Source organism: Streptomyces sp. Xyl84, from assembly GCF_059731885.1.
This window is the reverse complement of sequence record NZ_AP029182.1, coordinates 111,325-132,557: the sequence shown is the minus strand read 5'-3', so window position 1 is coordinate 132,557 and position 21,233 is coordinate 111,325. Positions and strand designations below refer to the sequence as shown.

The 21,233-nt window shown below is 73.1% G+C and carries 19 protein-coding genes; 11 read left to right on the top strand and 8 right to left on the bottom strand.

Annotated elements, in window-relative coordinates; translation table 11 throughout:
- Positions 1 to 88: 88 nt before the first annotated feature.
- Positions 89 to 2,050, top strand: a complete 1,962-nt coding sequence (locus tag AC6I72_RS00610; RefSeq protein ID WP_497998570.1) for a helix-turn-helix domain-containing protein — start codon at positions 89 to 91, stop codon at positions 2,048 to 2,050.
- Positions 2,051 to 2,160: 110 nt separating this feature from the next.
- Here AC6I72_RS00610 and AC6I72_RS00605 read toward each other — a convergent pair whose 3' ends face one another.
- A complete protein-coding gene (locus tag AC6I72_RS00605) occupies positions 2,161 to 2,826 on the bottom strand; it encodes a 3-oxoacid CoA-transferase subunit B (RefSeq protein WP_497998569.1) in 666 nt (221 codons plus the stop codon).
- A gap of 2 nt (positions 2,827 to 2,828) precedes the next feature.
- Positions 2,829 to 3,710: a CoA transferase subunit A gene (locus AC6I72_RS00600; RefSeq protein ID WP_497998568.1), complete on the bottom strand. Its 882-nt coding sequence runs from the start codon at positions 3,708 to 3,710 to the stop codon at positions 2,829 to 2,831.
- Positions 3,711 to 4,012: 302 nt separating this feature from the next.
- On the opposite strand from AC6I72_RS00600, the gene AC6I72_RS00595 reads away from it, so the two are divergent.
- The 7 genes from AC6I72_RS00595 to AC6I72_RS00565 all read left to right on the top strand — a co-directional run bounded on the left by AC6I72_RS00595 (position 4,013) and on the right by AC6I72_RS00565 (position 11,663).
- The gene (locus AC6I72_RS00595) at positions 4,013 to 5,245 is read left to right on the top strand and encodes a substrate-binding domain-containing protein (protein WP_497998567.1); all 1,233 of its coding nucleotides are present in this window, start codon (positions 4,013 to 4,015) and stop codon (positions 5,243 to 5,245) included.
- Between the two features lie 4 nt (positions 5,246 to 5,249).
- Complete coding sequence (locus AC6I72_RS00590) at positions 5,250 to 6,068, top strand: ABC transporter ATP-binding protein (protein ID WP_497998566.1); 819 nt, start codon at positions 5,250 to 5,252, stop codon at positions 6,066 to 6,068.
- Positions 6,069 to 6,118: 50 nt separating this feature from the next.
- A complete protein-coding gene (locus tag AC6I72_RS00585) occupies positions 6,119 to 6,916 on the top strand; it encodes an ABC transporter ATP-binding protein (RefSeq protein WP_498004543.1) in 798 nt (265 codons plus the stop codon).
- Positions 6,916 to 7,803: a branched-chain amino acid ABC transporter permease gene (locus AC6I72_RS00580; protein WP_497998565.1), complete on the top strand. Its 888-nt coding sequence runs from the start codon at positions 6,916 to 6,918 to the stop codon at positions 7,801 to 7,803. The genes AC6I72_RS00585 and AC6I72_RS00580 overlap by 1 nt, the downstream gene beginning before the upstream one ends.
- Positions 7,800 to 8,924 carry a branched-chain amino acid ABC transporter permease gene (locus tag AC6I72_RS00575; protein ID WP_497998563.1) on the top strand — a complete coding sequence of 375 codons (1,125 nt, stop codon included), beginning with the start codon at positions 7,800 to 7,802 and terminating at the stop codon, positions 8,922 to 8,924. Before AC6I72_RS00580 ends, AC6I72_RS00575 begins: the two co-directional genes overlap by 4 nt.
- 110 nt (positions 8,925 to 9,034) lie before the next feature.
- Complete coding sequence (locus AC6I72_RS00570) at positions 9,035 to 9,937, top strand: alpha/beta fold hydrolase (RefSeq protein ID WP_498004542.1); 903 nt, start codon at positions 9,035 to 9,037, stop codon at positions 9,935 to 9,937.
- A gap of 514 nt (positions 9,938 to 10,451) precedes the next feature.
- Positions 10,452 to 11,663 carry a L,D-transpeptidase gene (locus AC6I72_RS00565; RefSeq protein WP_497998561.1) on the top strand — a complete coding sequence of 404 codons (1,212 nt, stop codon included), beginning with the start codon at positions 10,452 to 10,454 and terminating at the stop codon, positions 11,661 to 11,663.
- A 75-nt stretch (positions 11,664 to 11,738) separates the two neighbouring features.
- Here the strand turns inward: AC6I72_RS00565 and AC6I72_RS00560 are convergent, their stop codons facing one another.
- Positions 11,739 to 12,746: an NAD-dependent epimerase/dehydratase family protein gene (locus AC6I72_RS00560; protein WP_497998559.1), complete on the bottom strand. Its 1,008-nt coding sequence runs from the start codon at positions 12,744 to 12,746 to the stop codon at positions 11,739 to 11,741.
- Positions 12,747 to 13,109: 363 nt separating this feature from the next.
- Here AC6I72_RS00560 and AC6I72_RS00555 point away from each other — a divergent pair, with 363 nt between their 5' ends.
- On the top strand, positions 13,110 to 14,186 hold the full coding sequence (locus AC6I72_RS00555) for a zinc-dependent alcohol dehydrogenase family protein (protein WP_497998558.1): 1,077 nt from the start codon (positions 13,110 to 13,112) through the stop codon (positions 14,184 to 14,186).
- A gap of 64 nt (positions 14,187 to 14,250) precedes the next feature.
- Positions 14,251 to 14,691, top strand: coding sequence for a pyridoxamine 5'-phosphate oxidase family protein (locus tag AC6I72_RS00550; protein WP_497998556.1), 441 nt, complete (start codon positions 14,251 to 14,253; stop codon positions 14,689 to 14,691).
- A 133-nt stretch (positions 14,692 to 14,824) separates the two neighbouring features.
- Here the strand turns inward: AC6I72_RS00550 and AC6I72_RS00545 are convergent, their stop codons facing one another.
- Positions 14,825 to 15,490, bottom strand: a complete 666-nt coding sequence (locus AC6I72_RS00545; protein ID WP_498004541.1) for a CBS domain-containing protein — start codon at positions 15,488 to 15,490, stop codon at positions 14,825 to 14,827.
- A gap of 62 nt (positions 15,491 to 15,552) precedes the next feature.
- Positions 15,553 to 16,005, bottom strand: a complete 453-nt coding sequence (locus tag AC6I72_RS00540) for a cyclic nucleotide-binding domain-containing protein (protein WP_497998555.1) — start codon at positions 16,003 to 16,005, stop codon at positions 15,553 to 15,555.
- A 779-nt stretch (positions 16,006 to 16,784) separates the two neighbouring features.
- On the opposite strand from AC6I72_RS00540, the gene AC6I72_RS00535 reads away from it, so the two are divergent.
- A complete protein-coding gene (locus AC6I72_RS00535) occupies positions 16,785 to 17,654 on the top strand; it encodes a universal stress protein (protein ID WP_497998553.1) in 870 nt (289 codons plus the stop codon).
- A 511-nt stretch (positions 17,655 to 18,165) separates the two neighbouring features.
- On the opposite strand, the gene AC6I72_RS00530 is transcribed toward AC6I72_RS00535, so the two are convergent.
- From AC6I72_RS00530 to AC6I72_RS00520, 3 genes are all read right to left on the bottom strand, one after another.
- Complete coding sequence (locus tag AC6I72_RS00530; protein ID WP_497998552.1) at positions 18,166 to 18,687, bottom strand: hypothetical protein; 522 nt, start codon at positions 18,685 to 18,687, stop codon at positions 18,166 to 18,168.
- 668 nt (positions 18,688 to 19,355) lie between these two features.
- The gene (locus tag AC6I72_RS00525) at positions 19,356 to 20,006 is read right to left on the bottom strand and encodes a LuxR C-terminal-related transcriptional regulator (protein ID WP_497998550.1); all 651 of its coding nucleotides are present in this window, start codon (positions 20,004 to 20,006) and stop codon (positions 19,356 to 19,358) included.
- On the bottom strand, positions 19,994 to 21,232 hold the full coding sequence (locus AC6I72_RS00520) for a sensor histidine kinase (protein WP_498004539.1): 1,239 nt from the start codon (positions 21,230 to 21,232) through the stop codon (positions 19,994 to 19,996). Before AC6I72_RS00520 ends, AC6I72_RS00525 begins: the two co-directional genes overlap by 13 nt.
- Position 21,233 lies beyond the last annotated feature (1 nt).

The following is a 21,233-nucleotide window of genomic DNA, read 5'->3' as shown; positions in this document are numbered from 1 at the left end:
GCCTGACCAGGGACTGCGTCCGCCCGGTCAGGCACCCGGACGTCCTTCCGCACCACATCCCCGCCAACCCCCTACCGACGGTCCGCCCATGCCAGACAAGACCCCCTCCACAGCCTCCCACCTGCGCCGGCTGTTCGAGCTCCTCGCCGCGGACGCCCCGCCCGACGACTTCGGCGCCGTCGTCGCCGCGGTGCGGAGCGGCGGCGCCGACCCCCGGGACGTCACGGAGGTCGAGCAGGCCGCCGCCGCGGCGCTGCGCGTGCGCGGCACCCTGCGCCAGCACCGGCGGCGGGAGGCGGAGCTGACCGCCCTCTTCGACACCGCCGGGGACCTCGCGGCACTGCGCGACCTGGACGCCGTACTGCGCTCGATCGTCCGGCGCGCCCGGATGCTGCTCGGCACCGACACCGCCTACCTCACCCTCCCCGACGAGACGGCCGGGGACACCTACATGCGGGTCACCGACGGCTCGGTGTCCGAGCTGTTCCAGAACCTGCGGCTCCAGCTCGGCGAGGGCCTCGGCGGGCTGGTCGCGCAGACCGCGCGCCCCTACGCCTCGCCGGACTACCGCACCGACGAGCGCTTCCGCCACACCGGCAGCATCGACGCCGGTGTCCTGGACGAGGGTCTGGTCGCCATCCTGGGCGTGCCGCTGCTGCTGGGATCCGGCAGCGGCGGCAAGGTCATCGGCGCGCTCTTCGCCGCCGACCGCGCGCCCCGGACCTTCTCGCCCGACGAGGTCGCCCTGTTGTGCTCGCTGGCCGACCACGCCGCCATCGCCATCGACACCGCCAAGGCCATGGCCGACGCACGTGCCGCGCTGGCCGAACTGGCCGAGGCCAACGCCGTGATCCGCGAGCACTCCGCGGCCATGCAGCGGGCCGAGGAGTCCCACGACCGGCTCACCGACCTGGTGCTGCGGGGCGGTGACGTCCCGGACGTGGCTGCCGCTGTCGCCGGTCTGCTGGAGGGGGAGGTCACCGTCCACGACAGCGCCGGATGGCCGCTCACCGCGACCGTCCGTGACGGCGGCCCGGGCGGCGGTGGCGCGGAAGCCGGCAGCCAGGGGAGCGATGCCCACACGGCCGCCGCGCTGGTGGCCGCCGCGGAGGAGTCGCGCGCCACGGCCCACGCGGTGCTGCGCGACGGACGCTGGGTGTGTGCGGTACTGGCAGGGCAGGAGTTGCTGGGCAGCCTGGTGCTGCACGGCCGGCCGGACCTGGACGGCCCCGACAGGCGCCTGTTCGAGCGCAGCGGTGTCGTCACGGCACTGCTGCTCCTGCTGCGGCGCTCGGTCGCCGAGACCGAGAACCGGGTCCGCGGCGACCTGATGACCGATCTGCTCAACGCGCCCGACCGGGACCCCGTCGGCCTCGTGGACCGTGGCCGTCGTCTGGGCGTCGAACTGAACCGGCCCCATCTGCTGGTGGTCGCGGAGGCCGGTGCCGCGGTCCGGGAGCGGCTCGCGGGCGCCGCCCTGCAGTACGTGTTCGGCAGTGGCAGTGTCAGCACCGAACACGCCGGCGCGGTGGTGATGCTGCTTCCCCACGACGGCGACGGGCCGGGCGAGGCCGCCCGCGCTGCCGCCGGGCAGCTCACCCAGCTGACCGGCGCCCCGGTCACGGTGGCCGGCGCCGGGCCCGCCGCCGGACCGAGGGCCATCGCGGACGCCTACGCCGAGGCGGCGCGCTGTCTGCGCGCACTGCGGGTCCTGGCCCGTGACGGCACCGGCGCGTGCGCGGCCGAACTCGGCTTCCTCGGCGTGCTGCTGGGCAAGGACCACGATGTGGAGGGGTTCGTCCACGCCACTCTCGGGCCGCTGCTGGCGTATGACGCCCAGCGCGGCACCCAGCTGGTCCGCACCCTGCACGCCTACTTCGGCTGCGGCGGAAGCCTGACCCGGGCCAAGGAAGAACTGCACGTGCACGTCAACACGGTCGTGCAGCGACTGGACCGCATCCAGGCGCTGCTGGGACCCGGCTGGAACAGCCCCGAGCGAGCCCTGGAACTGCAACTCGCCCTCCGGCTGCACCTGCTGTGGAGCGACTGACACCTCGGACACGCCTCATGGACGGTGCCCGTGAGGAAGCTCGCTGCGGTGCGGGCCCGTCAGACCGCGCTCCGTCGGACAGACCGCGCTCCGTCGAACGGCCGAGACGTCTACGCGCGCACCGGCTGATCCTCGGCCGCATGGTCCTGGACCAGGAGCGGGGCGGCAGTGGCGGCCGCGACCTCTTCCTCCGTGACGCCGGGAGCGGTCTCGACCAGCCGCAGTCCCCCGGGAACGACGTCGATGACGGCCAGGTCGGTGATGATCCGGTGGACGACATGGCGGCCCGTGGCGGGCAGGGTCAGCTCCTCGACGATCTTGGGGGAACCGTCCTTGGCGGTGTGCTCCATGACCACGATCAGCCGGCGCGCGCCGTGGACCAGGTCCATCGCCCCGCCCATCCCCTTGACCATCTTCCCCGGGATCATCCAGTTGGCCAGGTCGCCCCCGGCCGACACCTGCATGCCGCCGAGCACCGACACGTCGATCCGGCCGGCCCTGATCATGCCGAACGAGAACGCCGAGTCGAAGTACGACGTCCCGGGAACGGTGGTCACCGTCTCCTTACCGGCGTTGACGAGGTCGGGGTGCTCCTCGCCGGCGTGCGGGTAGGGGCCGACACCCAGGATGCCGTTCTCCGAGTGCAGCACCACGTGCACACCCTCGGGCAGGTGACTGGGGATGAGCGTGGGCAGGCCGATGCCCAGGTTGACGTACTGGCCGTCACGCAGCTCCCGCGCAGCACGGGCGGCGAGCTGGTCCCGGTCGAGCGGCATCGTCAGTTCTCCTCGGTGGCGGTGGCGGTGGCGGTGGCGGTGGCGGTGGCGGTGGCGGTGGCGGTGGCGGTGGCGGTGGCGGTGCGCGTGGCGGTCGTACGGCTGTGAGCGGCGCCGCCCGCGGAGGCGGCCCGCGCGGGACGCACGGTACGGCGCTCGACACGCTTGTCCAGCGACGGGTCGGCGGCGACCACCCGGTCCACGTAGACCCCCGGCAGATGGACGGCGTCCGGCGGCAGCTCGCCCGCCTCGACGATGCGTTCGGCCTCGACCACGGTGAACCGGCCCGCCATCGCGCACAGCGGGTTGAAGTTGCGTGCGGCCGCGTGGAAGACGCAGTTGCCGTGCCGGTCGGCGACCTCGGCCCGTATCAGCCCGAAGTCGGCCCTGATGGCCTCCTCCAGCACATGGAGGCGGCCGCCGAACTCCCGTACCTCCTTGGGCGGCGAGGCCACCGCGACGCTGCCGTCGGGGGCGTAGCGCCAGGGCAGGCCGCCTGACTCGACCTGCGTGCCCACGCCGGCCGGTGTGTAGAACGCCGGGATGCCCGCACCGCCGGCCCGCAGCCGCTCGGCCAGTGTGCCCTGCGGTGTCAGTTCCACCTCCAGCTCACCGGCGAGGTACTGGCGGGCGAACTCCTTGTTCTCGCCGACGTAGGAGGAGGTCATCCGGGCGATCCGGCCCGCCCTCAGCAGCAGGCCCAGCCCCCAGTCGTCCACGCCGCAGTTGTTGGAGACCACCCGCAGACCGGACGTACCGGCCTCGACGAGCGCGCCGATCAGCGTCGACGGGATGCCGCACAGGCCGAAACCGCCCACAGCGAGCACCGCGCCGTCGGGGACGTCCGCCACCGCCTGTGCGGCCGAGTCCACCACCTTGTCCATGCTGTTCCCTTCCCCGTCGGGGATCCGTTCTGTGTGCCGGACAGGTCACCGCCCGACAGGCGGGGGAGACCGGTGGCCCTCACCTTTGCGGCAGTTGCCGCTCCCGGCCATGTGTGCCATCACCATGACTGCGCTTCCATCAACGGTGGTCGACACCATGCCGTCCGTCGCACAGCGCTCCTATCGTTCCGGCCAACCATCCACCGCGACTGCATCGCCGCGGACCGCGGAACGCCGCTCCTCGACAGAAGACGGCACCCGGACTGCCGCGTGCGGGCGACACATCTCAGGAGCCGGCCATCATGCGTTCTCACACTCCGGGCACCCTCAGAAGCAGATCGGTGTCGATCCTCGCTCTGGTCGCGGCGGGCGCCCTGGTCACCGGCTGCTCCTCGGCCGGCACCGCCGGCACCGCCTCCGCCGGCGACAAGGCGTCCGACCCGGTCAAGATCGGCCTGGTCTACTCCCGCAGCGGACTGCTGGCCACCTACGGAAAGCAGTACGAACAGGGCTTCAAAGCGGGCCTCGCCTACGCCACACACGGCACCGACAAGGCCGGCGGTCACCCGATCGAGGTCACCGAGCAGGACGACGCGGGCGACCCGGCGAAGGCGGTCGCCGCGGCCAAGACACTCGTCGGCAAGGGCTACAAGATCATCGCCGGGACCACCGACTCCGGTGTGGCCCTGCAGATGGCGCCGCTGGCCGAGCAGAACAAGGTGCTGTACGTCAGCGGCCCCGCCGCCACCGACGCGCTCACCGGCGTCAACACCTACACCTTCCGCTCCGGCCGCCAGTCCTACCAGGACACCCTGACCGCCGGCTCGCTGCTCGGCGACCCGAAGGGCAAGAAGGTCACCGTGCTGGCCCAGAACTCGGCGTTCGGGCAGGCCAACGTGGCGGCGGTGAAGGCCGTGCTCGGTGCGAAGGGCGCGCGGGTCGACTCCGTGCTGGCTCCGCCGAGCGCCACCGACCTCACTCCGTTCGCCCGCCAGACCAAGGCGGGCAAGTCCGACCTGGTGTTCGTCGCCTGGGCGGGCGCCACCGCACCCGCGCTGTGGACCGCGCTGAACCAGCAGGGCGTGCTCGACACCGGAAAGGTCGTCACCGGGCTCGCCGGCACCGCCTCGTACCCGATCTTCGGCGCGGCGGGCGCCAAGGTCTCCTTCCTCGCCCACTACTTCCCGGGCGCCGGCGGCGGCAACCCGGTGGAGAAGGCGATGCTCGACGGCATCGCCAAGGCCGGCGGCACCCCCGACCTGTTCAGCCCCGACGGCTTCACCGCCGCCCAGATGGTCGTCCACGCCGTCGAATCCGGCAGCGCCACCGACACCTCCGCCATGGTCAAGGCGCTGGAGGGCTGGAGCTTCGACGGACCCAAGGGCAAGGAGCAGATCCGCGCCGAGGACCACGCCCTGCTCCAGCCCATGTTCACGGCGAAGCTGAAGGGCGCAGGCGCCACCGCGCAACCGCAGCTGGTCGACAGCGTGGAGATGGCGGCGGTCGCACCTCCCGTGAAGAAGGCGGCGGGCTGAACCGATGACCGACCCGAACACGGCGCCGCCGCGCGCCGACGGGACCCCGGCCGCCGGCGAGGCCACCGCGTCACCGGCGCCCGCACCCGTCCTCGCACTGCGCGACGTCGGCTGGACCGTCGGCGGCGCCACCATCGTCGACTCCGTCACCTTCGACGTCCACGAAGGCGAGTTCCTCGCGTTCATCGGCCCCAACGGTGCCGGGAAGTCCTCCCTGTTCAACCTGATCAGCGGCATCAACCCCGCCACGCGCGGCAGGATCGAGCTGGACGCCACCGACGTCACCACGGAGGCCGCCTACGCCCGCGCCCGCCGCGGCCTCGGCCGCACCTTCCAGACCTCCAGCCTGTGGCCGGGCATGACGGTCGCCGACCACGTGCGACTGGCCGCCCAAGCAGCCGGAGGCGGCTCGTACCGCGTCTGGCGGCGCGCCGACACCTACGCCGAACCGGTCACCCGGGTGCTGGCACGCACCGAACTGGCCCACCGCGCCGACACCCCCGCCGACTCCCTCTCGCACGGCGAGAAACGCAAACTGGAACTCGCGGTCCTGCTCGTCGGCGAACCCCGGCTGATGCTGCTGGACGAACCCATGGCGGGCGTGAGCGCCGAGGAGGTGCCCGCCCTGACCGAGCTGATCCGCTCGCTGCACCGCGAAGAGGGCCGCACCGTACTCATGGTCGAGCACCACATGGACGTCCTGCTGGGCCTGGCCGACCGGCTCGCCGTCATGCACCACGGCACGCTGCTGGCCCTGGACACGCCCACCGTCGTGATGGCCGACCCCACCGTCCAGCAGGCCTACCTCGGGGAGGCGGTGTGACCACCCCCGCAGCACCCCGCGCGAGCGCTCCGGCGACAGCGCTGCTCACCGTGCGCGGCCTGCGCGTCGTCATCGGCGGCCGGCACATCCTGCACGGCGTCGACCTCGACGTGGCGGCCGGCGGAACCACCGCACTGCTCGGCCGCAACGGCGCCGGCAAGACCACCACCGTGCGCGGCATCCTCGGTCTCGTCCCGCGCACCGGCAGCGTCGTGCTCGCCGGACAGGAGACGGTACGCCTCGCCACCCACGCCCTGGTCCGCCGCGGCGTGGGCTACGCCCCCGAGGACCGGGGCGTCTTCGCCGCCCTCACCGTGGCCGAGAACCTGCGCCTGGCCGAGCGCCCCGGAGCCGGCGAACCCGCCTACGGCCTGGTGCACGAACTCTTCCCCGAGCTCAAGCAGCGCGCCCGGCAGGCCGCCGGCACCCTGTCCGGCGGCCAGCAGCAGATGGTCGCCATCGCCCGCACACTCCTCAACGGCAACCGGCTGATCATCGCCGACGAACCCACCAAGGGCCTGGCGCCCAAGGTCGTCACCGAGGTCGCCCAGGTGCTGGAACGTGCCGCCGAGGCCGTGCCCGTACTGCTCGTGGAACAGAACCTCGCCGTGGTGCGCCGCCTCGCCCGGCACTGTGCGGTACTGGCGGACGGCCGCACCGTGCACCACGGTCCCGCTGCCGAACTCCTCGCCGACCCCGAGGCGACCCGCAACCTCCTCGGCGTCGGACACGGCGCAGCAGGCGGCCAGGGGGCCCGAGAGCATGCCGAGGCCCGCACGTCACCCCCCGCCGCACCAGCACACACCGCGGCACACCCCGCCGCCCGGACCACGGAGGCGGACGCCTGATGTCCACCATCGTCCTGCTCACCCTGACCGGACTCGGCCTGGGCGCGCTGTACTTCCTGGTCGCCTCGGGCCTCTCCCTCATCTTCGGCCTGATGGACGTGCTCAACTTCGCCCACGGCGCCCTCATGTCCATCGGCGCGTACGGCACCTGGTGGGCCGCCTCCGGGCATCTGCCCGGCGCCGGACGCGCAGGCGCCGGATTCGCCCTCGCGGTGGTCTTCGGCACCGCCGTCGGCACCCTGGCCGCGGTCCTGCTCGAACTCGCCGTCATCCGCCCGCTGTACATGCGCCCCCGGGAGCAGATCCTTGCCACGGTCGGCGTCGGCCTGGCCGTACCGGCCTTGCTGTCCGCGATCTGGGGCGCCGACGCCCGGCCCTTCCCCGGGCCCGAGGCGCTGTCCGGCACCTTCGCGCTGCTGGGAGCCGACGTACCGCTGAACCGCCTGGTGCTGATCGCCGCCGCCCTCGCGGTCCTCGCCGCGCTCAAGCTGTTCCTGGGCCGCACCCGGCACGGCCTCGTGGTCCGCGCGGGCGTCGAGGACCGCGCCATGGTCACCGCGCTCGGCATCGACGTACGCAAGGCCTTCACCCTGGTCTTCGCCATCGGCGGTGCGGCGGCGGCCCTCGGCGGGGCGATCGGCGGCCTCTACTTCGGCTCGGTCGACCCCGGCCAGGGCACCTCCCTGCTGATCTTCGCCTTCGTGGTCGTCGTGATGGGCGGCATGGGCTCGCTCACCGGCGCCGCGCTGGCCTCGGTCGCCGTGGGCCTCGTCCAGCAGTTCGCCAACTACTACACCACCGCAGGCCTCGGCGACCTCGCCGTCGTCGTCCTGCTCGCCGCCCTGCTGCTCGTCCGGCCGCGTGGGCTCACCGGGAGACTCGCATGACCACCGCCACCCAGCCGCGCGGCGAGGCCCGCACGGCGGACCACCCCCGCGCAGGCCGCACCGAACGGCTGCGCCGGGCCACCCGCTGGTGGCCGGCCCTGCTGCTGGCGCTCCTGCTCATCGCCCCCTACAGCGCTCTGCCGCTCCCCGGCCTGCTGGACGGTCCCATCGGCAGCCCCGGCAACCTCCAGCTCCTCGCCCTGTGCCTGCTCTTCGGGGCCCTGGCCACCGGCTACGACCTCCTGCTGGGCCGCACCGGACTGCTTTCCTTCGGCCACGCCCTCTACTTCGCCGCCGGCACCTACGTCACCAATACCGTGATGCTGGAGGCGGGCCTGCCGTTCGCCCTCTCCGCACTGCTCGGCCTGCTCGCCGGGGTGGCGCTGTCCGCCCTGCTGGGCGCGGTCGGCCTGCGGGTCAGCGGCATCGGATTCTCCATGGTGACGCTCGCCTTCGCGCAGGCCGGCTCGATCCTGGTCCAGCGTGACCCCGGCGGCGTCACCGGCGGAGAGGAGGGCAGAGCCGCCCCCGCCGACAAGATGCCCGGCGCCTTCGTCGGCATCGACCACACCGCGAACCTGTACTGGATCGCGCTGGCCTACCTCGTAGTGGTGCTGCTCGTCGTCGACTGGGCGGTCCGCTCACCCACCGGGCGGGTCTGGGAGGGCATCAAGGAGAACGAGCGCCGCGTGGAAGTGCTCGGCCTGCACACCTACGGCTTCAAACTGACCGCCTTCGTCCTCGCCGGCACTCTGGCCGCGCTCGGCGGCATCGTCTACCTGCTGCTGACCGGCGGCGCCACCCCGCAGACCACCACCTCCGACTTCACCCTGTCCCTGCTGGTGATGGTGGTACTGGGCGGCTCCGGCACCCGCTGGGGCCCCATGGCCGGCGGCATCCTCTACACCTGGGCCGACCACCGTCTCGGCGACCTGGCCAACTCCGGTGCCGTCGCCGGCCTGCCCGCCGTGCTGCGGGTACCGCTCTCCCAGCCCCTGTTCCTGCTCGGCGCGCTGTTCGTCGCGGTGATATACCTGCTGCCCGGCGGCATGGCCCGGCTGCCGGCGCGGCTGCGCGCCGCACGCACCACCACAGCTCACAAGGAGGCGGCCAACCCGTGAACCGAGCGAAGAGCGACGAGCACGAGGTGAGCGAAGACCGGGCCGTCGGCACACCCCCGTCCGAGGAGACGGCCGGCGGCGCCTCAGCCGGGGAACCGGGCGGTGCCCCGGTGCCGCCGGAGGAGCTGCGGGTGCCGGTGCCCGGCGGTGACCTGGCCGTCCTGCGCTGGCCTGCGGCCGACCCGGGCGCGCCGGCGGTGCTGGCCCTGCACGGCATCACCGCCAACGGCCTGACCTGGGCCAGGGTCGCCCACCACCTGGCGGGCCGGGTCACCCTGGTCGCGCCCGACCTGCGCGGCCGCGGCGCGAGCGGCACGCTGCCCGGCCCGTACGGCATCGCGGCGCACGCCGACGACATGGCCGCCGTGGCGGACACGCTGGGCCTGGGGCGGGTGGTGCTGACCGGTCACTCCATGGGGGCCTTCGCCGCGGCGCTCACCGCGGTGCGCCACCCGGACCTGCTCTCCGCGCTGCTGCTGGTCGACGGCGGCGTGGGCTTCCCCGTCCCGGAGGGCCTGGACCCCGACGAACTGATCACCTCGGTGATCGGCCCGGCCATGCGACGGCTGTCGATGACCTTCCCGGACCGGCAGGCCTACCGCGAGTTCTGGCAGCAGCACCCGGCCTTCCGCGCCGCGTGGTCGCCGTGGGTGGACGCGTACATCCAGCGCGACCTGGTGGGGGAGGAGCCCGGACTGCGGTCCTCCTGCCGGATCGAGGCGGTCCGCACCGACGGTGTCGACCAGCTCGGCGGGGCGGTGTCCGGCGCCGTCCACCGGCTGCCTTGCCCGGCCGTGCTGCTGTGGGCCGAACGCGGTCTGATGGACGAGCCGCAGGGCCTGTACGACGAGCAGCGGCTCGCCGCCGCCCACCTCGACCCGCACCTGGTCCGGCCGAAGCTGGTCCCCGGCGTCAACCACTACACGATCCTCGTGGGCGATGAGGGCGCACGCGTCGTGGCGCGCCACATGCTGGCCGAAGCGGGCCTGGGGGACACGGACGCCCAGAGCTGAAACGGCGCCGCAGCGATGTTCGGCCTTTGCCGTGTGCCTTCACCTCGCGCAGGGCGGGGCCGGTGTGCGGGGCACCGGCGGGGAGGGCGCACGCCTGCCGCCGGCGGACAGCGGCCGACGTGCCGGTGGACGGCCGCCGGGCGATGGTCCGAGTGCGGTGCGGCGCCCGGCGTGATCGCAGCGGCTTGCGCAGTCCGCGCCCGCACCACGATGCGCTCACCCTCGTCAGCCACATCCTCGGTCGCCGGGGCGCGGCCGAAGATGTCCACCAGGGTGCCGAGCAGGATCGCCGCGTCGCGGACGGGAGGCGCAACCGGCCGACGCTGTCCTGGCTCGGCACGCCGGGGATCACCCTGAAGACGTGCCCTTCGCCACAAATTGGACTTTTCAGGATGGATGAGTGCCTATAGCTGGTTTCATAGCTGGTTGCTCCCTGTGGGCGACCTGCTCCAGGGAACCAGGACCAGTGGCATGGGAGAAGCGTTTGATCACGGCAGGTAAACGACGCACCGGGATGGTGGCTGCGGCCGGCGCGCTGGGCGGCGTGGTCGCCCTCACCGCTCTCGGCGGCACCAGCAGCGCTGCCACCGGCGGAAACGGCACCGGGAGCCAGTCGGCCTCGCAGGCGCCGACGGCCCAGGCACCCGCCCAGGAGGCCTCCGACGCCCGAATAGTGATCACCCCCGGGCCGGGCGTCCACAACGTCGGAACCGACACCCCCGTCAAGGTCACCGTCGGCAACGGCAAGCTCACCAAGGTGACCATGACCGCGGTCGCGGCCGGCACCGAGGTTCCGGGCACGCTGTCCGCGGACAGCACGTCCTGGAAGGCGACCGGCCGGCTGCAGCGGGCCACCAGGTACCAGGTCGCCGCGGAGGCCAAGGACGCCAAGGGGCGCGCCGTCACCGAGAACGCGACGATCACCACGGTCTCCCCGGCCAACGACTTCGTCGGGCACCTCACCCCCGAGAACGGCTCGACCGTCGGCGTCGGCATGCCGGTGAGCTTCACCTTCGACAAGGCGATCGGCGACAAGGCCGCCGTGCAGTCGGAGATACAGGTCAGCTCCAGCAGCGGCCAGCAGGTCGTCGGTCACTGGTTCAGCGGCCACCGCCTGGACTTCCGCCCGAAGAGCTACTGGAAGCCCGGCTCCACCGTCACCGTGCGGATGAACGCCCACGGTGTGCAGAAGACGGTCACGTTGAAGATCGGCCGGAGCCAGATCAGCACGGTCGACGCCAAGACCAAGCAGATGACCGTCGTACGGGACGGCAAGACGATCAGGACCGTCCCGATCTCGTCCGGCAGCCCCGAGCACCCGACGTACAACGGTCAGATGGTCATCTCCGAGAAGTACCCGCAGATCCACATGAACGCCTCGACCGTCGGCCTCACGAACAAGGACGGCAAGCCGGCGTACGACATCCAGGCCGTGCCGCACGCCATGCGCCTGACCGACTCGGGCACGTTCATCCACGGCAACTACTGGGGTGCCGACTCGGTCTTCGGCAAGGCCAACACCAGCCATGGCTGTGTGGGGCTGAAGGATCTCAGGGGTGGCGGGGACGACACGCTGCCGGCCGCCTGGTTCTTCGACAACTCGCTGATCGGTGACGTCGTGATCGTCAAGAACTCCGCGGACACGGCCACGCCGGCCCCGGACAACGGTTTCAGCGACTGGAACATGTCGTGGAACGACTGGGTCGCGGGCAGCGCGACCCGGTGACACCCACGTCGCTGCGCGTGTCCGGCCGGGCGTCCCTCCCGTCGGGCGGCGGCCGGCACCGTGCCGGCCGCCGCCTCACGTCCGCCGTCGTCCCGCTCCACCGAGGGCGTCGAGCAACTCGCGCTCGCGCTGCGCGCTGAGTCCTGCGCGCCTTTCCCGGTCCAGACCCTGCTCGCGCTCCCAGCGCAGCGTGTCGGCCAGCATCTCAGCCCGGGGCCGGTGACGCAGCCCCGCGGCGCGCGCCGAGGACCCGTCCCGGGCCGACCACCCTTCCCAGCCCGGCTCCACCAGCCACATCGCCAGCGATTCCGGCCCCATGTACTGGGCCACGCCGTTGGCGAGCAGCCACTCGGACTCGGCGGTGACCACCGGACCGGTGTGCCCGCCGGAGGCGCGGGACAACTCGATCCACTCCTCGAACGGAACGACCGGGCCGACAGCGTCGTATGTGCCGGTGGTCCCCCTCTCCGCGGCGTCGAGCAGCCAGGAGGTGAGGTCCCGCACGTCGACCACCTGGGTGGGCATGGCCGGTGTGTCGGGGACCAGCATCGGCCCTCGCGGATCACGTGCCGCGCGGGCGGCCCAGTAGCCGGAGCGCCCGCTGTGATCGCCCGGGCCGCCGATGAGCCCCGCTCGTGCGATGAGGAGGCGGTCGCCCACAGCGGCCGTCGACGCCTGCTCGCAGGCGACCTTCGCCTCGCCGTACGACTCGCGGTCGACCTCGCTCCGGTCGGTCGGGGAGAGCAGGGCCGCGGACTCGTCCGCCCCCAGCGCGGCGTGGGAGGCGTAGGCGTTGCCGGACGAGACGTACACCCAGTGCCCGGCTCTGCAGCCCAGCGCATCGAGCGCTCCACGGACGAAGCCCGGCTGCCACGACACCTCGACGACCGCGTCCCATTCCCGGTCGAGCAGGGGCTCGTACGCCGACGGATCGCGCCGGTCGGCGGCGACCAGTGTCGCTCCGTCCGCGACTTCTCCGCTTTCGCCACGCGCGAGGCAGGTCACCCCATGGCCGCGTTCGATCGCCTGACGCGACAGGTCCCGCGCCACCCATGCCGTTCCGCCCAGAACCAGGATCTCCATACCGGCACCCAAGCACCGGGATCACCGCCCGGCCAGGTGTATTCGCCGACAGCAGACGCTCAGCCCCGTCGAGCGCGGCATCCTCACCGACACGATCGGTCTCGCGTCCGCCCCGGAAGCGACGTCGAAGTCGTCGACACAAACCCCGGCACCCGCGGCTTTCAGTCAGGAACGACGCTGGGCGGCCGAGGGGGCGGGAAGCGCGTCGCGGCCCGGGCCGGGCACACGGTGCAGGCCAACAGGCACCGGTCCGTCGGCCGAGGGGGACCGATCGGCCCATGTGCGACCCGGCCGTCGCCGCCCACCCTGGACACGTCGGGCGAATCCGCGACAGGACCCGGCACCGAGAGGGTGAGGATCGGTATGAAGGGCTACGTCTTCCATGGCCCCGGGCATTCGGCCTGGGAGGAGGTGCCCGACCCGGACGTCCAAGAGCCCACCGACGCCGTCGTCCGGGTCGACACGGTCACGATCTGCGGGACGGACCTGCACATCCTCAAGGGCGATGTCGCGGAGGTGCGCCCGGGCACGGTGCTGGGGCACGAGGCCGTCGGAGAGGTCGTCGAGACCGGTACGGATGTGCGGAGCGTACGGCCGGGGGACCGGGTGCTGGTCTCCTGCATCACCGCCTGCGGGCGGTGCCGCTTCTGCCGTGAGGGCGTGTACGGCCAGTGCCTGGGCGGCGGGGGCTGGATCCTCGGCCACTTGATCGACGGCACTCAGGCGGAGTACGTCCGTGTGCCCTTCGCCGACCTGTCCGTGCATCCGCTGCCGGCCTCGGTGGCGAGCAGGGACGCCGTGCTGCTGGCGGACATCTTCCCCACCGCCTACGAGGTCGGCGTGCTGAACGGCCGGGTCCGGCCCGGGGACACCGTCGCCGTGGTCGGAGCGGGCCCCGTCGGCCTCGCGGCCGTCGCCACGGCCCGCCTGTTCGCGCCCGAACGCGTCATCGTGGTGGACCTCGCCCCGGCCAGGCTGGAGGCCGCGAGGAAACTCGGAGCCGAGGCGGTGGCGGATGCCCGGGAGGCTCCCGAGCAACTGGTCGCGGACCTCACCGGAGGGCTCGGCGCGGACGTGGTCGTCGAAGCGGTCGGAGTGCCGGAGACGTTCGAGATGTGCACCCGCATGGTGCGGCCAGGAGGACGGGTCGCCAACGTGGGCGTCCACGGCAGGCCGGCGACCCTGCACCTGGAGGATCTGTGGATCAAAAACGTGACCGTCACCACCGGCTTGGTGGACACCAGCTCCACGCCCACCCTGCTGAAGATGGCCGCTGCCGGGAAGCTGCCGACCTCCCAGCTGGTGACGCACGTCTTCCCGCTCAAGGAGATGCAGGAGGCGTACGACGTCTTCGCGCAGGCCGCCGACACCGGGGCTCTGAAGGTCGTCCTCGGTGAGCCGCCGCGGAGCGAGGTCCTCCCCGTGACGGCGGCCGAGTGAGCCGGCGCGCCGATGCCGAAGCGGCCGGCCGCTTCGATCAGGACCGGAGAGAGCGGATCGACCGATGTACCGCAATGACGGATTCCGGGAGCTGGACCGGCAGGAATGCCTGCGGCTGCTGGTCACGGCCGTGGTGGGCCGGGTCGTCCACACGCGGCACGCCCTGCCCGCGGTGCTCCCGGTGAACTTCCGCGTGGACAGCGACGGCGCGGTGCTGCTGCGCACCGCCGCCGCCTCCGAGCTGGCGCGCGCGATCGACGGCGCGGTCGTGGCGTTCGAGGCCGACGAGGTGGACCCCGCGGCCCACTCCGGCTGGAGCGTCGTCGTGACCGGTTCCGCCTCCGTGATGACCGACCCCGCCGAACGGGGGCGCCTCGTCACGGACTGGCCGCCCTCCTGGGTGCCCTCGCCCCGGGAGGCCTTCATCCGCATCGAACCGGAGCTGGTCACCGGCCGCGAACTGACCGGTGGTCACAGCTTGTACGGTCTCGGTTCCTCCCTCTGACTCGTGACCAGTGGTTGACTCGTGACCAGTGGTCTGGTCTGACTCGTGACCAGTGGTCGGCCGACCACGCGGGAGGATGTACGTGCCTCTGAGCCCTGGGCGGCTCAGCCCCGGGCCAGACCGGGCCGGCGGCTCAGTCCCGGTCGTCCGGGGCGGCCCCGCTCGTCAGCCGGCACTCGACGTCCACCACGCCCTCGACGGCACGTACGAGGCGGGCGGCGACGGGCACGAACGACGTGTCCCTGATGCGCCCGATCAGGGTCACCACACCCTCGGAGACCTCGACGCGGGCCGGCTCGCCGGTGGTGTGGAAGAGGGGTGACAGCACCTCACGCCGCACCTCCTCGGCGATGTCGTCGTCCGAGCGCAGGAATACTTTCAACAGGTCGGCGCGGCTGACCACTCCTTCGAGCAGGCCATCGGCGCCGACGACGGGAAGCCGTTTCACCTTGCGCACGGCCATGATGCGGGCCGCCTCGGCGAGCGTGGCGTCGGCGTGGACGGTCACGGCCGGCGTGCTCATCAGCTCCCCGGCGGTCAGGGCGCCCGCCTTGGCGAGGTCGGGCAGGCGCCTCAGCTGGGTGAAGCGGTCCGGGTCGCTGTCACGGAACTCCTCCTTCGGCAGCAGATCGGCCTCGGAGACGACACCGATCACCCGGCCCTCGCCCTCCAGGACCGGCAGCGCGCTGACCTTCCACTGCTCCATGAGGTTGATGATGTCCTTGAACGGGGCGTCGCGCCCCACGGCCACGACGGTCTGTGTCATGACGTCGCTGACGGAGTGCGGGCTGGCGGGCATGGTCTCGTTCTCCTCCTCGGGGATGCCGGGGTGCTGCTGTCCCGTCCGGGCCGGCCGGAGTGTCACCGGGGTCCGCTTCCGTAGGGGGCGTACAGGTCCAGGAGGCGGATCCGGGCCGCGTGCAGCCGGTGGGCGGCCACCTGGCCGACCCAGCGGGCGACGGCCCGTCCGAACTCCGCGTCCTGCTCGCACAGCATCCGTACGGTGGCCGCGTCGAACTCGTGGGCGCGTACCGGGCTGGTGGCCTCGGCGCCCAGGTGCCAGCGGTACGGCGGGAAGTGCCAGGACCAGCCGACCAGTTCGCCGTGGCCCAGGGTCTCGATGACGGCGGCGCGGCGGCCGGGGACGTGCAGGTCGAGGGCGACCGTCCCGGTCCGGATGATCCAGAACCTCTCCGCGTGCTGCCCTTCCTCGAACAGGCGGGTGCCCGTACGGAAGGAGACGTCGTGGGCCAGGGACATCAGCTCTGCCCGGTGTTCGGCCGGCAGGGCGGCGGCCAGGGTGGTGGAGGTCATCGACGGCTCCTTCCGTGTGCCGGCCTGGTAGGGAGGGCGGCTCACCTCCAGCGTGCGGTCGCCCGGACGCGGGCCGCCACGGGCCGCCCGGACCGGGACGAGGGCCCTTCGGCCCCAAACGCCCCGTCCTCCGCTCGGCGCATCCGCCCAGCGCCCCTCCTGCGCTCCACGCATCCGCTCCGCGCATCCGCTCCACGCCTGCGCCCAGCGCTCCTCGTGGGCGTGCCGCCGCCGCGGCCAGGCGGCCGGCGTGCTCGGCGACCAGGGCGCGGTGGCCGGGGCGCGGCGCCGCGGCCACGCGTTCGGCCGTCTGCCGGGCGGAGGCAGGGCTGATGGCGAAGAACCGCAGTCGCAGGTTCGCGTCGGACATCTCCGCGTAGAGGTGCAGTACTCCGGCGTGGTCGCCGGGGTTCGAGCGGCGGATCCGGATGGTGGTGCCGTCGGTCAGCAGCGCGTGCACCGGTGCTTGCTCCGTGTCGGTCATCGCGTACGTCTCCCTCCGCGCTCCCGGCCCCAGCCCGCGGCCGCTCGTCCCTGCGCCACAGAGGCCGGTCGGGCACGGGTGCGGGCCGAACGGCCATCGTCCGTCGCATAGGGACTGCTGCCGTGCGGGAGCACGGAGCCGGTGCCGACCGCCGGCACGGCGTCGTGGAGCACGGGCCCCGTGCTCCGTGCCGGGGGCCGGTAGGCCCTCGCGCCACGACGGCGTCGGGTGCCACGGTGGCAGCAGTACGTTCCGGCGCATGACCCGGGCGTTGCGGTGTGAGGCGGTGGTGAGGATGGAGTTGCCCCTGGTCGTGGGTGTGGACGGTTCGGGTCCGAGCCTGACCGCGGTCGACTGGGCGGTGGACGAGGCCGCCCGGCACGGTCTGCCGCTGCGGCTGGTGTACGGCTCCCTGTGGGAGCACTACGAGGGGGCTGTGCCCTACGGGAGCCCCGGGCGTCCCTCGGAGCAGGTGATGGCGGAGTACGTGGTCACCGCCGCCGGGGAGCGGGCAGAGCGCCGCAACCCCGAGGTGAAGGTCTCCACCGACGTCCTCCCCGAGGACGCGGTCTCCGCCCTGCTGGGCGCCGGGGACAGTGCCTTCGCCGTGGTCACCGGCTGCCGGGGCCGCGGCGAGCTGAAGGGGCTGCTGCTGGGGTCGGTGAGCCTGGCGGTGGCCGGCCGGGCACGGTGCCCGGTGGTCGTGGTCCGCGGGGACGCCGCCGGCCTGGCCGGGACGCACGAGCGGATCCTGCTCGGCGCGGGCGGAGCCGGGATGGGCCGCGAGACGGTCCGGTTCGCCTTCCGCGAGGCCGAGACGCGCCGTTGCGTCCTCGAGGTCGTACGCGCATGGCGCAGCCCGGCACCCGCGACCGGCGGCGCCCCGGCGGGCCGGGACGCCCTGGGACACGAGGAACGGGCCGCCGCACTGCTGGAACAGCTGCTGAGCGAGGCCATGAACGACCATCCGGCGGTCCGGGTGCGGCGTGCGACCGTCGAGGGGCCGGCGCACCGGGTGCTCGTGGGCCGCTCGGCCGCCGCCGATCTGGTGATCGTCGGCGCACAGCACAGGACGCGGGTCTTCGGACTCCAACTGGGCCGGACCGCACACGCGTTGCTGCACCACGCGAACTGTCCGGCGGTGGTGGTCCCACAGCGGGCGTGACGGTCCCGCGGCGCCGGGAGCCCGCAGCACGCGCGGGAGCCGGCGGGCGTCGATGGCTCCTCCGCCGGCCCCCTGCTCAGGCGTGCGGCGCAGCGGTCACGGGGGACCGCGGCTGCCCCTGACGCACGGCGGGACGGACACCGGCACCCCGGGCTTCCGCCGCGCCCCGCCGCCGCGCTCAGCGCTCAGCGCACCGCACACCGCCCGAGCCTGCCGTCCACCGCCCACCCGGCGGACCGGGCCGCCGCACCCGACCGGGTGGGAGTGCCGTCCGTCGCCACCTGGACGAACCGGCCACGGTGGACGGCGCGGCGCCCGCCCGACGGGCCCACTTCCGGAACGGACCGCGCGTCGGCCTGTCGTCCGGCGAGGCGGGATGCCCAAGCGGGCGCGGGGGAGGCAGGGGACATGGGCAGGACTTCGCAGGCGCCACCGGCTGACGCCTGCGCGTGACGCTACCGAGCGGGGGGACCGGCCAGAGCCGATCGTGGTGAAGGAGCAGCAAGCACTGTCAGTTCGCCGGATCTCCGTGGCCACGGGGCAGGCCTGCTGCAGCCGCCAGGAAGAAGACGTGTCCGCACCTCGGGGAGGGCATTCGCGAGCGTTCGGCGAGGACGTTCAGTGCACGGCGCACTTCTGCGCTCAGTTGGGAAAGCCGACGACTGTAGGGCCCGTCTCTGTAGGTGTACAACCGGATGACGTTGACGGCCAGTTCGTCGCGTCCGTCGGCGAAGGTGTCCGGGAGCCCGGCGAGCAGCTCGAAGTCGTGTTTACCGGTCGCGGCGTCAGCCACCGTGCTCAGAGGCAGGACGTCAAGCTCGGCGGCAGACACGGAAGCATCGACGGCGACGGCATGGGCAGCCAGGGCCGTGAGGACCTCGATCAGCCGCTCGCCTTCCGCGACGCCGATCCCCCAGGCATCCAGCCGCTCGTGACGGCGGCCCCGGCGCCATTCCTCCTCGTCCACCACCGGTAGCAGGAGTCGGCCCAGGTGCGCGCAACGACGCCACAGCACGTCGTGATCGCAGGTCACGGTCGACTCCTGGAGCGAGTAGAACACGTGAGGGCCGAGGTCCGACCCCCGCCCCCCGGCGCAGGCCTTCCACCTTCCCACTGCGTACGGTTCACGTACAGAGTGGGAGGCAAGATCTCCGACAGAGTCAGGCACTGACCATGGCGGCGGGGGCGGACGGCACCACGGGATGGGCCGCCGTGGTCATGGAGCGTCAGTGCACTCTGCCGGAAGCCGATGACGTGCTCGCCAAGGTCGTAATCCGGGGACAGGAGATCGTCCGGGGCACCCGCGTCCGCACATCGCAGACCTGCGGGCCGCACCCCAGCGCGTGCTGAGTCGTGGGGACCGTCGGTACGCCCGCGTACGAGGACGACTCTCTGCCTCGCGATCGCACGTACCGGACCCTGCGGGGCCCGCCCTCCGGGTGGACGGCGCTGCTGCCGAAACACGCCCTGGGTGGCCGCCGCCGCGTCCACGTCGAACGCGGTGACCGCGATGTCACCCAGCGGCCCCGGAGGCGATGCGCCACCGCACATCGGTCGAGTACAAGTGTCGAGCCGCCTGCCGGTGTCGACGACGGTGAGAGCGTCGTCCGCCCCGCGGCCCAGGGGCGACGACCTGCCCGTGGGACGGTGGCCGCGGGGCCACCGCGCCGTCCTCCGGCCGTTCCGACGTGCTCGGCCTCGTCAGGGTTCGCGCTGGGGAGCGCCGAGGTAGGTGAGAACCGCGAGGACGCGTCGGTGACCGCTCTCCTCGGGCGGCAGGTCGAGCTTCAGGAAGATGTTCCCGACGTGCTTGTGCACGGCCCGTTCGGTCACGACGAGGCGTTGGGCGATCTCGGAGTTCCCGTGCCCCTGGGCCATCAACGCGAGCACTTCGCGTTCGCGGTCGGTGAGCCGGGCCAGGGGGTTGCCGCGCGTCACGAGCAACTGCCTCACCACTTCCGGGTCCAGCACCGTGCCCCCGGACGCCACCCGGTGCAGCGCCTCCAGGAAGTCGTCGACGCGGGCGACGCGGTCCTTGAGCAGATAGCCGACACCGGTGCCGTCGGCGAGCAACTCCCGGGCGTACGTGGCCTCGACGTACTGGGAGAGGACGAGGACCGGGAGGCCCCGGACGCGTTCCCTGGCGTGCAGTGCGGCCCTGATGCCCTCGTCGGTGAAGGTCGGCGGGAGGCGGACGTCCACGACGGCCACGTCCGGCCGGTGGGCGATGGCAGCGGCCACGAAGGAATCGGCGTCCTCTGCCGTGGCGACCACCTCGTTCCCCAGGGCCTCCAGCATCGCGGAAAGCCCCCGCGCGAGCAGCACGTTGTCCTCGGCGATCAGGATGCGCACGGGCACTCCACGGTGATCAGTGTGGGGCCGCCGGGCGGGCTCTGCACCCGCACCCGGCCGTCCACCGCCTCGACGCGCTGCCGCATGCCGCGCAGTCCGGTGCCGCCGCCCTCGGCCGCCCCGCCCCGGCCGTCGTCGGCGATCTCCGCGCGGAGGATGTCTCCGTCCCTCGCCAGGGTCACCGCAACGGCACGGGCGTCGGCGTGCTTGGCCGCGTTGGTGAGCGCCTCGGTGACGGCGAAGTACACGGCGACCTCGGCCTGTGCCGGTAGGTCCCCGAGGTCACCGACGTCCACGGTGGCGGAGACGGGGCAACGGGCGGCGACCGCAGAGACCGCGCCGCCGAGACCCCGGTCGGCGAGGATCGGCGGGTAGACGGAGCGCAGTACGTCGCGCAGCTCGGCCATCGCCTCCTCGGCTCCCTCGCGCGCCCGGGCCAGCAGGGGGCCCACCGCCGCCGGGTCGGAGCCGAGGGCCCGCTCGGCGAGCCCGAGCTGCAGGGCGAGGGAGACCAGACGCGCCTGGGTGCCGTCGTGCAGGTCCCGTTCGATGCGGCGCAGCTCGCTGCCGTGCGCGTGGATCGCCCCGGCGCGCGTCCGGTCCAGCGTCGACACGCGTTCGGCGAGGACCGCGGCGGCCGAGGGGGCCAGCAGCCACCGGCTCACGGCCGCCAGCAGCCTGGCGAACAGGGGCGGCCCGAACAGGGCGAGCAGCCCGCTCAGCAGGAACTGAGGCACTCCGGCGTAGACCACGGCCCCCCAGCCGTCGATCGGGACGTCCAGCATCAGTCTGATCGGCTCGTCCGCGGGGAACAGCCACCACAGGCCCACGAGCACGAGCACGGCCGCAGGGAACACGAACAGCGCCGCGCCGACGCACCCGAGCACGGTGCCGGCGATCATCATGCAGGGCGCCCAGCGCAGGTCGCGGCCGGTCGCGGGGTCCGTCAACACCGCCATCAGGCGCTTTCGCGCGTGCGGTCCGGCCGGTGCCGCGGGTGTCGCCGCCCACCGTCCCAGACGCTCGCGCTCGTGGTCGGCCAGCCGGCGCAGCAGCCGCAGTTCGAGCGGCAGGACGAGCAGGCCCACGCCGACCAGGCAGAGCACGGCCGAGTACACCAGCACGGGCACCAGCACGAGCAGGGCCGGTCCGCGCGCGAACACACCCGCGCAGTATCCGGCCGCACGGGCCGAACGCGCCGCGCTCACCCGGGCCTTCGAGAACATG